At 66.4% G+C, this 10,616-nt stretch carries 11 protein-coding genes and 1 pseudogene; 3 read left to right on the forward strand and 9 right to left on the reverse strand.

The annotated features are described in order from the left end of the window. Positions 1-7 precede the first annotated feature (7 nt). From sdhC to AC1DT6_RS11380, 3 genes are read right to left on the reverse strand one after another with little or no spacing between them, the layout of a single operon-like run. Entirely contained in the window at positions 8-361 is a 354-nt protein-coding gene (gene sdhC, locus AC1DT6_RS11370) for a succinate dehydrogenase, cytochrome b556 subunit (protein ID WP_156177325.1), read from the reverse strand. Beyond that, positions 358-711, reverse strand: a complete 354-nt coding sequence (locus tag AC1DT6_RS11375) for a succinate dehydrogenase (protein WP_441627071.1) — start codon at positions 709-711, stop codon at positions 358-360. Before AC1DT6_RS11375 ends, sdhC begins: the two co-directional genes overlap by 4 nt. Next, a complete protein-coding gene (locus AC1DT6_RS11380) occupies positions 708-1,421 on the reverse strand; it encodes a succinate dehydrogenase/fumarate reductase iron-sulfur subunit (protein ID WP_441627073.1) in 714 nt (237 codons plus the stop codon). The genes AC1DT6_RS11375 and AC1DT6_RS11380 overlap by 4 nt, the downstream gene beginning before the upstream one ends. Positions 1,422-1,604: 183 nt before the next feature. On the opposite strand from AC1DT6_RS11380, the gene AC1DT6_RS11385 reads away from it, so the two are divergent. Then, the gene (locus AC1DT6_RS11385; protein ID WP_441627075.1) at positions 1,605-2,537 is read left to right on the forward strand and encodes a LysR family transcriptional regulator; all 933 of its coding nucleotides are present in this window, start codon (positions 1,605-1,607) and stop codon (positions 2,535-2,537) included. A 34-nt stretch (positions 2,538-2,571) separates the two neighbouring features. Here AC1DT6_RS11385 and AC1DT6_RS11390 read toward each other — a convergent pair whose 3' ends face one another. From AC1DT6_RS11390 to AC1DT6_RS11410, 5 genes are read right to left on the reverse strand one after another with little or no spacing between them, the layout of a single operon-like run. Further along, positions 2,572-3,555, reverse strand: a complete 984-nt coding sequence (locus AC1DT6_RS11390) for a Bug family tripartite tricarboxylate transporter substrate binding protein (RefSeq protein ID WP_441627077.1) — start codon at positions 3,553-3,555, stop codon at positions 2,572-2,574. Between the two features lie 56 nt (positions 3,556-3,611). Then, positions 3,612-4,616, reverse strand: coding sequence for an Ldh family oxidoreductase (locus AC1DT6_RS11395; RefSeq protein ID WP_477114689.1), 1,005 nt, complete (start codon positions 4,614-4,616; stop codon positions 3,612-3,614). Beyond that, entirely contained in the window at positions 4,613-5,548 is a 936-nt protein-coding gene (locus tag AC1DT6_RS11400; protein WP_477114690.1) for a hydroxyacid dehydrogenase, read from the reverse strand. The genes AC1DT6_RS11395 and AC1DT6_RS11400 overlap by 4 nt, the downstream gene beginning before the upstream one ends. Further along, positions 5,548-6,723: a UxaA family hydrolase gene (locus AC1DT6_RS11405; protein WP_428180698.1), complete on the reverse strand. Its 1,176-nt coding sequence runs from the start codon at positions 6,721-6,723 to the stop codon at positions 5,548-5,550. The genes AC1DT6_RS11400 and AC1DT6_RS11405 overlap by 1 nt, the downstream gene beginning before the upstream one ends. Before the next feature lie 46 nt (positions 6,724-6,769). Further along, on the reverse strand, positions 6,770-7,051 hold the full coding sequence (locus AC1DT6_RS11410) for a UxaA family hydrolase (protein WP_276286527.1): 282 nt from the start codon (positions 7,049-7,051) through the stop codon (positions 6,770-6,772). A gap of 163 nt (positions 7,052-7,214) precedes the next feature. On the opposite strand from AC1DT6_RS11410, the gene AC1DT6_RS11415 reads away from it, so the two are divergent. Continuing rightward, a complete protein-coding gene (locus AC1DT6_RS11415; RefSeq protein WP_276286526.1) occupies positions 7,215-7,967 on the forward strand; it encodes a GntR family transcriptional regulator in 753 nt (250 codons plus the stop codon). Between the two features lie 173 nt (positions 7,968-8,140). On the opposite strand, the gene acpA is transcribed toward AC1DT6_RS11415, so the two are convergent. Next, entirely contained in the window at positions 8,141-9,985 is a 1,845-nt protein-coding gene (acpA, locus tag AC1DT6_RS11420) for an acid phosphatase (RefSeq protein ID WP_477114691.1), read from the reverse strand. 9 nt (positions 9,986-9,994) lie between these two features. Between acpA and AC1DT6_RS11425 the strand changes: the two are divergent. Further along, positions 9,995-10,456: pseudogene (locus tag AC1DT6_RS11425) on the forward strand (cytochrome-c peroxidase); the annotation flags it as partial. Positions 10,457-10,616 lie beyond the last annotated feature (160 nt).

Below are 10,616 nucleotides of genomic sequence, written 5' to 3' on the forward strand. Positions count from 1 at the left end.
TGTTGGCCTACGAAAACAGCGAGAGCATGAATGCCAGGCCCGCGCAAAGGCCCGCACCGAGACTGAACGCGACCCAGTCCTTGCGCAGGCCCGTCCACGGCCGGAACTCGATCAGCAAGAGCCGCACGCCGCCCATCATGTGCAGCGAGAGCAGGATCACCAGCCCCCACTCACCGGTCTTGAACAGCGGGTTGTCGGTGAGTTTCAGGAAGCCGTCGAGCGCCGCTTCGCCCTGGATGGCATGGCCCAGCGCCCAGAAATGCACCGGCAGGAACAGCGCCAGCGCGAGGCCGGAAAGCCGGTGGATCAGGAAGGCCCAGTAGGCGGCATGGTTGCGGGCGCGCATGTCGTTTCTCTTCATGGCATCACCACCGCGTAGACGGCGCGCAGCCCAGCCAGGCCCAGCACTGCGGCAAACAGCCATGCAGCCGTCACCACGCCGCGCGAACGCCATGCCAGCCATTCCTGGGCGATCCGCATCAGGCCGATCGGCACGTGCACGGTGCAGGCGAGCACGAAGCAGGCGTAGAAGGCGCCGAAGGCCCAGTTGCCGCGCGTGCGCGCCAGCACTTCCGCGCCGGAGAGCCCGCCGCGCACGGCGACCATGATGACGATGAGGTGTCCCACCACGCACAGCGCCAGCACCATGGCGCTCAGGCGCTGCCAGTACCAGAGCCTGGCCTGGGTACCGACCGAAATCGCTTTGTTCATAGCTCCCCCTTGATGGCGGCCTTGGCGACAATGCGCTTGAGTCCGGCGATGCCCGCCGTCGGCGCCAGCTGCTTGGGGCAACGCTCGGTGCAGGAGCCCTGCGTATGGCAGCTGTGGCATCCGGCGTCGCCGGCAACGGCGCGCAGGCGTTCGGTGCCCACCACGTCGCGCACATCGTTGACCAGCGTCCACGCGCGGTTCATCGCGGCGGGGCCGAGGTAATCGGGGCGCCAGCCGACCACATCGCAAGAGGCGTAGCAGACGCCGCAGCCGATGCACTCGATGCCGGCATCGGCGGCCTTGCGCGCGGGGGAGGCGGGCTCGACGCTGGCGAATGCGTCGTGGCGCGTGGTGGCACCCTTGAACTGTCCTTTGGCCGCTGCCCACTTGTCGAAGAAGGCCGTCATGTCGGTGGCGAGGTCCTTGATGACAGGCAGGTTCGACAGCGGGGCAATTTCCAGCGAGTCGCCCTGCACGACCTTGGCGACGTGCGTGCGGCAGCTCCAGCGCGCCTTGCCGTTGACGGTCATGGCGCATGAGCCGCACATGCCGACGCGGCAGGCGAAGCGGTAGCCGAGGTCCGGCTCGAGGTGGCGCTGGATGTAGGTCACCACGTCGAGTACCGTCTGGCTGGCGTTGCGCGGCACCTGGTAGGAGACGAATTCGCCGTCTTCATTGCCGCGCCATACACGAACGTTGAGAGTAGTCATGGGGTCGATTGGGGGAGGGTTTCGGTGCGCCGCCGAGTTGTCTGAGGCGCTTGTCGATGCGGGCTGTCCGCTCGTATTGTTCCGGATTGCATGGCGAGCAAAAAGCTAGTAATTCTCTTGTCCAGATAAAGGAATTCTTTCTCTGCACCGCCGCTTTCCCCGCACCGCCATCCCGGAGCCGCAATGTCTTCCATCCGCACCCTCAAGACCTTCCTGGCCGTGGCCCGGTGCGGGACGTTCGCGGCGGCGGGCAAGCAGATCGGCCTGACGCCCGCCGCGGTCGGATTACAGATCCGTGCGCTGGAGGAAGACCTGAACTGCCAGCTGTTCGACCGCAATGCGCGCGCGGCGATTCTCAATCCCGCCGGCCGCGCGCTGGTGCCGGAACTCGAGGCGCTGGTGCAGCGATATGAATCGCTGGCTTCCGGACAAGAGGATGGCCTCTCCGGAACGGTGGCGATCGGTGCTCTGGTGTCGGTGCTGATGGGCGCGTTCGCCGATGCCTTGTGGGCGATCAAGCAGGAGCATCCGCGCCTGGACGTGCGGCTCTTCGCCGGCCTCTCGGCCGATTTCGCGCTCAAGGTGGAACACGGCGAACTGGATGCCGCGGTGGTCACGCGCTCGCCGCGCCCGCTGCCGCGCAACCTGGTGTGGACCGAGCTATATACCGAGCCGATGGTGCTGATCGTGCCGCGCCATCCGCACTTCTTCCTGCCCGACGATGGCCGCGAGATGCTGGCCGAAGCGCCGTTCATCCGCTTCGAGCCGGGCACCTGGACCGGCAACCTGGTGCAGGAGGTGCTGGACCAGTGCGGCGTGACCGTGAACGAGAGCATGCAGCTGAATTCGAACGAGGCGATCATCGAACTGGTGCGGCAGGGGTTCGGCATATCGATCGTGCCGCGACTGGCCAACGTCACCTGGGAGGGCGACAGCCTGTTGCGCCTGGTACCGCTCGACGGCGTCGACGTGCGGCGCCGCGTCGGTCTGCTCGAACGCTCGACGCATGCGCGCCTGGCATTTACGGATGTCATCAAGGGATACTTCCGGCAAAGCGGTGCGATTCGCGGCGGCAGGCAGCCGGAGGCCGCACGCGATCAGCGTGCAGCCCCTTGACGACCGAGGGGCCAAAGCGGCAGCGCCGCCTCTCTCAGTCGGCGTGGATGTCCTGTTCCTTGATCAGCTTGGCCCAGCGCGCCACTTCGCCATTGAAGTAGGTGGCGAACGCGGCGCTTGCCATCGGTGCCGGCGTGAAGCCGCCGGCGATGATGCGCTCGCGCACGCTCTTCACCTCCAGCATGCTGGTCACCGAGCTGCCGACTTTGTCGATCACGGCCTGCGGCGTGCCGGCGGGCATCATCAGGCCGGTCCAGTTCTCCACGATGAGATCGGGGAAACCGGCCTCGGCCACCGTCGGCACATCCGGCATCAGCGGATGGCGCTCGCGCGTCGTCACCGCCAGGGCGCGCAGCTTGCCGCCTTTGACGTTTTGCAGCGATTCCGGAAAGTTGGAAAACACCACGTCGATCTGGCCGCCGATCAGGTCGGTCATGGACGGCGTGCCGCCCTTGTAGGGCACGTGGGTGATGGTGGTCTTGGTGATCCGCTCGAACAGTGCAAGCGCCAGGTGCGGCGGCGTGCCGTTGCCGCTGGAACCAGCGCTCAGGCGCCCCTTGCGCGCCGCTTCAGCCAGATCCTTCAGCGACTTGATCGGCGAGCTGGCCGGCACTACCACCATCATCGGCGACGAGGCGATGCGCGCCACCGGCACCAGGTCCTTCTGCATATTGAATGGTAGGCGGGGAAACAGCGTCACGTTGGACGAATGCGCCAGCGTCACCGCCAGCCAGGTGTAGCCGTCCGCGCTGGCGCGGGCCACCTGCTCCGCGCCGATATTCGCATTGCCGCCGGGCTTGTTCTCCACCACTACCGGCTGCTTCCATTCCCCGGCCAGGTACTGGCCAACCTGCCGTGCCGAGATATCGGTGAGACCTCCGGCGGCAAACGGAACGACATAGCGGACCGGCTTGGCCGGGAAGGCTGCAGGTGTGCTGCTGGCTGCGGCCGGTCCGGCGAGCAGCGTGAGCAACAGCAGCGACGGGCCGGCGATGCGCCGGAGGAAGGTGCAGTGCATGGTGTCTCCTTTGGTGGGACCGGCGCCTTCTGGCGGGCGCCGTGGATGCGGTGCGGTCAGGCTTGAGCTAGCGTGCGCAACTCCTTTTCCAGTGCTTCGGGGATCTCGATACCGTGCTCCCGGGCCTTGGCTTGCGCGTCGATGCGCCGTGCGCCGGGCAGGCGGGTGCCGCTGTCCGAAAGCATGGCGGCGATCAGGGCCTCGAGGCGGGCGTGGTACGCGGCATCGCCTGCGAAGCCGCGCGGATTGAAGGCCAGGAACAGCTGGCCGATACGTGGCTGGTTGCCGGCGTCCTCGAAGAAGGAATCGGCTTCCGCGCCAAAGTGGGCGCCGGCCAGCGACACGATCAGCGTCTCCACCAGCAACGCGAGCATCGCGCCCTTGACGCCGCCCGCGGGCAGCATCGAGCCGTGCAGCGCGGCCTGCGCATCGGTGGTGGGCTTGCCTTCTGCATCGAGCGCCCATCCCGGCGGGATCGGCTTGCCTTGCCTGGCGGCGACCATGATCTTGCCGCGCGCCACTTCCGAGAGCGACAGGTCGATGACCAGCGGGTCGGCATCCTTGCGAGGAAACACGGCGGCGATCGGATTAGTGCCGAACAGCGGCGTGCGGCCGCCCCAGGCCGGCATGGCCGCCGGCGAATTACCCATGGCGATGCCGATCATGCCGGCTTGCGCCACAGGGTCCAGATGCAGCGCCGCTGCCCCGAAGTGATGGCTGTTGGTCACCACGCCGGCGCCAATGCCGCATTCGCGCGCGCTGTCGATGGCGGCCGAGACCGCCTGCGCGCAGGCGGGAAAGGCGAAGCCGGATTGCGCGTCGATCAGCGTGGTACCCGGCGTCTGTCGCGCAACCGTGGGCTGGGCGTTCCCGTTCACGCGCTGGTGGCGCAGGTGCGCCACATACATGGGCACGCGCGAGACGCCGTGCGACGGCAGCCCGGCGAGGTCGGCCTGCACCAGCGCGCGGGCGGTGGGGCCTGCCTGCGCCGCACTAGCGCCCGCGCTGCGCAGGGCACTCGCGGCGAGTCGTTCCAGTTCTTCTGCCCGGTAGGCGGTCATGCATGCACTCCCAATGCGTTTTTGACTGCGTCTGCAATCATCATGGAAACGCGCGCGTTGGCCTCGAAACTGACGCCGGCGATATGCGGCGTCAGCACCAGGTTCGGCGCGTCCGCCAGGATACCGCCGGCCCCCAGCGGCTCCGCTTCGAAGACATCGAGCGCCGCGCCCGCCAGCGATCCCTCGCGCAGCGCAGCCGCCAGCGCAGCCTCGTCGACCACGCCGCCACGCGCGGTGTTGACGAGGACCGCGCCGCGCTTCATGCCGCGCAGGCGCTCCGCGTTGATGAGATGGCGCGTAGCCGGCACCAGCGGCACATGCAGGCTCACGGCATCCGCGCTGGCCAGCAGTGCCTCCAGCGTCATCGGTGTCACGCCGGTTTCGCGCCACACCGGATGATCGTCAGGCAGTGCCGGATCGTGCGCTGCTACCTGCATGCCCAGCGCCTGCGCAAGCCGCGCGGTCAGCCGCCCGATATCGCCAAAGCCGATCAGGCCGAGCGTCTTGCCTAGTGCCTCATGCCCCTCCGACAGGCGCGCGCGCGGCCACTTTCCGGCCACCATGCCGGCATGGCTCAGATAGGCGCCGCGCAACAGCATCAGCGCCATCGTGACCACGTATTCGGCCACCGAGCGCGCGTTGGCCCCGGTGGCCGGAATCACGCGGATGCCGCGCGCCTCGCAGGACTTGACGTCGATATTGTCCAGTCCCACCCCAAGCCGGCCGACCACCCGCAGCGCGGGCGCTGCGTCGAGCAGTTCGGCATCGACCCGGGTGCGGTTGCGCACGATCAGCGCATCGGTTTGCGCCAGCGCGCCAAGCAGGGCGTCGCGCTGGTCGACCCAGGCCGGTTCGTAGCGCAGCCGCACGCAAGCGTCCAGCGCGGCCACGGCATCGGCGTCCATGAACTCGCTGATGCAGACCTGTTTCATCAGGCGGACTCGTGGATGCGCGTGAGCACGAACTCGCGGTGGCCCAGCGCTTCCGCGGCGGTCCAGCGGCCGTTGATGGTGGCCATCATGCATTCGAGCAGCTTGTCGCCGGTCTGGTCCAGGGTCTGTTCGCGCTGCAGCAGGCCCGAGCAGTCCACGTCCATATGCTCGCTCATCAGGCGCACGGTGCGCGGATTGGCGCACAGCTTGATCACCGGCACGATCGGGTTGCCGATGACGTTGCCCTGGCCGGTCGGGAAGAAGTGCACGACATAGCCGGAAGCGGCGCACAGCGTAACCATTTCCGCGGCAGCCGAGGACGAGTCCATGAACCACAGGCCGGGGTGGGTCGGCTCTTCGGCCTTGTCCAGCACGCCGTCGACGGTGCATTTCTTGCCGATCTTCTGGATATTGCCGAGCGCTTTTTCTTCGATCGTGGTCAGGCCGCCGGCGATATTGCCCTTGGTCGGCTGCGATTCGGACAGGTCGGTGGTCTTCCAGCGGTCGATCATGCCCTGGTAGCGGTTGAACATCTTCATGAAGTCCTGGCGCACCTTGTCGTTGGCGCAGCGCGCGGCCACGATATGTTCGCCGCCGGTGAGTTCCGAGGTCTCGCCGAATACCAGCGTGGTGCCCAGCGGATGCAGCTTGTCGAAGGCGTTGCCCACGGTCGGGTTGGCGCCGCAGCCGGAGGTGGTGTCGGATTCGCCGCACTTGGTCGAGATCCACAGGTCGCTGATCGGACATTCCACGCGGTGCAGGCCGGTGGCGTACTGCACGAACTCCTTGGCGGCCTTGGAGGCGCGCATGATGGTGTCGTGGTCGCCATGGCCTTCGATGCCAAAGCCTACCACCGGCTTGCCGGTCTTGGCGATGCCGTCCACCACCTTTTTGGTCCAGCCATCCTCGATGCCGATCACCACCACGGCCGCCACATTGGGGTTGCTGCCGGCGCCGATCAGGGTGCGGAAGTGCAGGTCGAGGTCGGGACCGAACTGCAGGCGGCCGTACGGGTGCGGAATCGCCATGGTGCCCTTGATGGCGGTGGCAACGGCTTCGGCAGCGGCGTTGGAGAGGTCGTCCAGCGGCAGGATGATGACGTGGTTGCGCACGCCGACGCGGCCGTTGTCGCGGCGATAGCCCCGGAAGGTGGTCTGGTTGTCGATGACGGACATGGATGTTCTCTCGGTATGTTGTAGGGGTGCGAGGGCGGGGCGCGGCTTACCAGCGCTTGGTCTTGATGTTGTGGACGTGGGCGTGGTCGCCGGCCTTGATGGGCGCGACCACCTTGCCGATGTCGATGCCGTACTTGAAGACGGTCTGGCCCACTTCCATGTCGCGCAGCGCCACCTTGTGGCCGATCGGGATGGGCTGCTTGGCAACCACCGTGATGATCTTGTCCTCGTCCATGATCCAGGCGTTCAGCTCGGTTCCGGCCTCGATCCCCTCGACCACCGCTACGGCGACCGTGTCTTTTGCATCGTGCAGCACTACGTGAATCATTGCTCCTCCTTTGGGGGTTTTTGTTACGGTGCAGCAAGCGGTGAGCGGCAACCGATGGAACAAAGAATAGTTTCCAAATTCCTTCATGTCAACTATGTCATATGTATGAGTTGTATGAGTTATTCTCTGGTACATTCCAGTCATCCAGAGAAAGCACCAAGCCATGAGCAACCTACGAGATATCCCTCCGCCGGGCGGCGTCCTCTACAAGGACGTCAAACGGCATGTATTGCAGGCGCTGGCCGATGGCGAATGGAAGCCCGGCGAGGCGATCCCGTCGGAGAAGAAGCTGACCGAACGCTTCGGCGTGTCGATCGGCACGCTGCGCAAGGCCATCGACGAACTGGTGGCGGAAAGCCTGCTGATCCGGCATCAGGGGCGAGGCACCTTCGTGGCCACGCACCGGCGCGACGATCATTTCTTCCGCTTCTTCAAGGTGGCCCACCAGGACGGCCATCGCGGCTATCCGACCGTGGAGCTGGAGTCGTTCCGCAAGATCAAGGCGGACAAGAGCGTGTGCGCGTTGCTGGGGCTGGAGGCAGGCGCGCGGGCGTTCCAGTTGACCAACGTGCTGTCGCTGGACGAACGGCCGATGATGATCGACGAGATCGTGCTGCCGGAGCGGTTGTTTGCCGGGCTGACCGAGGCGCAGTTACGTAGCCGGCCAACTACGCTGTACAACTTCTACCAGGAGTCCTTCGGCGTCAATGTGATCCAGACCGAGGAGCGCCTGCGTTCGGTGCTGGCTACCGAGCGGGAGCAGGCCCTGCTCGGCGTGGCGCCGGGCGCGCCGCTGATGCGCATCCACCGCGTGGCATTCACCTACCACCGGCAGCCAGTGGAGTGGCGGGTGTCGACGCTGAACACGGCTGAGCACGAGTTCATTGTGTCGCAGATGCCGAAGGAAGAGAGCTGATCGGCCGTACGCCGCGCGGTATGGCGGTAACGGCTTAACCTCAAGGTCAGCTTCGAAGGCCGGTTTGCTCCCTCTCCCACGAGTGGGAGAGGGGGCGACAGCCGTCGTCATTCCAGACGGCTTTGGCGTATCCGGTCGGCTTCGGCCAACACCTCAGGTTTTTTTCGGCACCATCAGTGCGGCATGGCCGTGAAGTCCAGCGCGTTGGTCAGGTCGCCCATCGCCTTGCCCTTGCTGGCAAGCAGCGCGGTGTCGCGTTGCTGCAGGCCGGGCAGGGTCGGCAGGACGAAGCGGCGGGTGATGAAGCGCAGGGCCGAGGCCGTGTCGTATTGCGTATGGTCGACGAAGCCTTTCTTCGCGTACGGCGACACCAGGATGGCCGGGATACGCGTGCCAGGGCCCCAGCGGTCGCCGGTGGGCACTTGCGCGTGGTCGTAGAAGCCGCCGTTTTCGTCGTAGGTGACCAGGATCAGCATGTTCTTCCACTGCGGGCTCTTCTGCAATTGCGCGATCACGCTGGCGATATGGGCGTCGCCGTCAGTCACGCTCGCGTAGCCGGGGTGCTGGTTCAGGTTGCCCTGCGGCTTGTAGAACGCGACTGCCGGCAGGGTGCCTGCCGCGGCGTCCTGCAGGAACTGGCTGTCGAAGTCCTTCAGGTGCGCGCCGCGGTTGGCGGCCTGGGTGACCGGATCGAAGTTCGCGTAGTAGTTGAACGGCTGGTGGTGCGCCTGGAAGTTGGGCACCGTGTTGTTGTAGATGGCGGTCGGGTCCTGCGTGGCCTTGGCCCAGGCGCCGGCATACCATGCCCAGCTGATGCCGTGCGCGCTCAGCAGGTCGCCGATGGTGGTCTGGGTCTGCGGCGGCAGCGTGGTCGCCTTGGCGGGGTCGGCGTAGAGGCCAGTGGTATCGGTGGCGGCGGGCTTGTTGCCGCTCGGCTGGTAGTCCGGCTGCATGGTGTTGACGGCATAGAACATGCCGCTGGCGTCCTTGGGCGTCAGCGTGCTGTCGTTCAGGTACACCGCCTTGCCGGCGAGGACTGAGGCGGGATTGCCGGTGCCGGGCGTCAGGCGCGTGAAGTTGCCCTTGGCGTCGACATCGATCGCCGAGATCGAGCCCTTGGCGGGCGAGCTGGCGGCGTCGGCGTTCGGGTACTGCGGGGCGCAGGCACAGATCAGGTATTGGTGGTTCAGGAACGAGCCGCCGAAGGCACCCATGTAGAAGTTGTCGGCGAGCACGTATTGCTTGGCGATCTGCCACATGGCCATCTTGCTGCCATCGTAGTAGCCCATGGACAGGCCGCCGGCGTCCGAGAACGCGGCGTACTTGTCATTCTTGCCGCCGTTGATCTGCATCTGGTTGTTGTAGAAGCGGTGTACCAGGTCGCGCGTGGTGACGGATTGCGAGATTTCCACGCCGCTGCCGTTGATGCCGCCAGACGCAAGCGGGGTGTCGATCTGGAACGGCTTGTTTGCCCAGTTGGCGGTGCTGGCCTGTGGCAGCTGGACGGCTTGCCCTGCCGCGGTGAGCCCGCCCCAGGTCGGCGGCAGCACCGGCAGAATGGAGCCGTCGAAGTCCTTCTGCGGCTCGACGGTGCCGGTCGAAGCGGGGTTCACGCCGGGGATGCCGTTGGCGCCCGGGAACAGGCCGTAGAGATTGTCGAAGCCGCGGTTCTCGGCATAGATCACCACCACGGTCTTGATGTTGTCTAGGGCGACCCGCCTGGCGACGCCGTCGCGCAGCGCCTGGGCGATGTCGCCGCCGCCGGCGAGCGAGTCCGCGATCAGGTCGATGGTCTGGTCGATCTCCGCCTGCAGGGTCGCCTTGATGGTCTTGTCGGTTTCCTTGTTGTGGTCGGCGAGCAGCTTGTCCGCCGTCACCCCGATGCGTGCGGCCAGTCGTGCCTTGGCCGCGGTGAGGTCGCCGCCGTTGGTCTCCATGATGGAGACCAGCTCGGTCGTGATGGCGCTGATCACGCCGTTGGCGCCAGCCGGTGCGCGGAACACCAGCGGCCGGGTCACGGCGGCGTGGCCTTCAGCGACTTTGGCTTTATCGGGCTGGGCGTGCCGCGCAACCGCAAGCTGGCAGCCAACGCCGACCCTGCCTTCTTCGACCTGGGACTGTGCGGGCCGGATCGCACCGACCTGAAGGACCGGGCCGAGTACTGCGGCCTGTTCCGCACCCCGGGGCTGCGCAACGTGGCGCAGCGCAAGACCTTCTTCCACAACGGTGCTTTCCATTCGCTCGAAGACGTGCTGCGCTTCTATGTGGAACGGGACAGCCGGCCAGGCAAGTGGTACCCGCGCAAGGCCGACGGCAGCATCGACAAGTTCGACGACCTGCCCGCCCGATACCGCGAAAACGTCAATATGGAACCGCCGTTCGGCGGGGCGCCGGGCAGCAAGCCCGCCCTGTCGGAGGCCGAGATCCGCGATGTCATCGCGTTCCTGAAGACGCTCAGCGATGGCTACCGGATTCCTGCATCGCACTGAGGCATTTCGCCGCAACCGCCTGGCGCAGCGGAACAGCGATGCCCGCCGTCCACGACCGGCGGCATCATCCATCGCCGGTTGAACGCCGAAGACCGCGGCCGCGCGCTGGTTGCGCCCCGTGGCGTCCTCGCCGGCCGCTTCGGGACTTCTGTTTGCGTCA

This window comes from Cupriavidus sp. 01L45 (assembly GCF_056399885.1).

Bases quoted from the DNA above. Each gene is read 5' to 3' on its own strand.
- AC1DT6_RS11375 (WP_441627071.1), bottom strand. From the start codon at position 711: ATGAACAAAGCGATTTCGGTCGGTACCCAGGCCAGGCTCTGGTACTGG.
- AC1DT6_RS11385 (WP_441627075.1), top strand. From the start codon at position 1,605: ATGTCTTCCATCCGCACCCTCAAGACCTTCCTGGCCGTGGCCCGGTGC.
- AC1DT6_RS11380 (WP_441627073.1), bottom strand. From the start codon at position 1,421: ATGACTACTCTCAACGTTCGTGTATGGCGCGGCAATGAAGACGGCGAA.
- AC1DT6_RS11410 (WP_276286527.1), bottom strand. From the start codon at position 7,051: ATGATTCACGTAGTGCTGCACGATGCAAAAGACACGGTCGCCGTAGCG.
- AC1DT6_RS11415 (WP_276286526.1), top strand. From the start codon at position 7,215: ATGAGCAACCTACGAGATATCCCTCCGCCGGGCGGCGTCCTCTACAAG.
- AC1DT6_RS11390 (WP_441627077.1), bottom strand. From the start codon at position 3,555: ATGCACTGCACCTTCCTCCGGCGCATCGCCGGCCCGTCGCTGCTGTTG.
- sdhC (WP_156177325.1), bottom strand. From the start codon at position 361: ATGAAGAGAAACGACATGCGCGCCCGCAACCATGCCGCCTACTGGGCC.
- AC1DT6_RS11405 (WP_428180698.1), bottom strand. From the start codon at position 6,723: ATGTCCGTCATCGACAACCAGACCACCTTCCGGGGCTATCGCCGCGAC.
- AC1DT6_RS11400 (WP_477114690.1), bottom strand. From the start codon at position 5,548: ATGAAACAGGTCTGCATCAGCGAGTTCATGGACGCCGATGCCGTGGCC.
- AC1DT6_RS11395 (WP_477114689.1), bottom strand. From the start codon at position 4,616: ATGACCGCCTACCGGGCAGAAGAACTGGAACGACTCGCCGCGAGTGCC.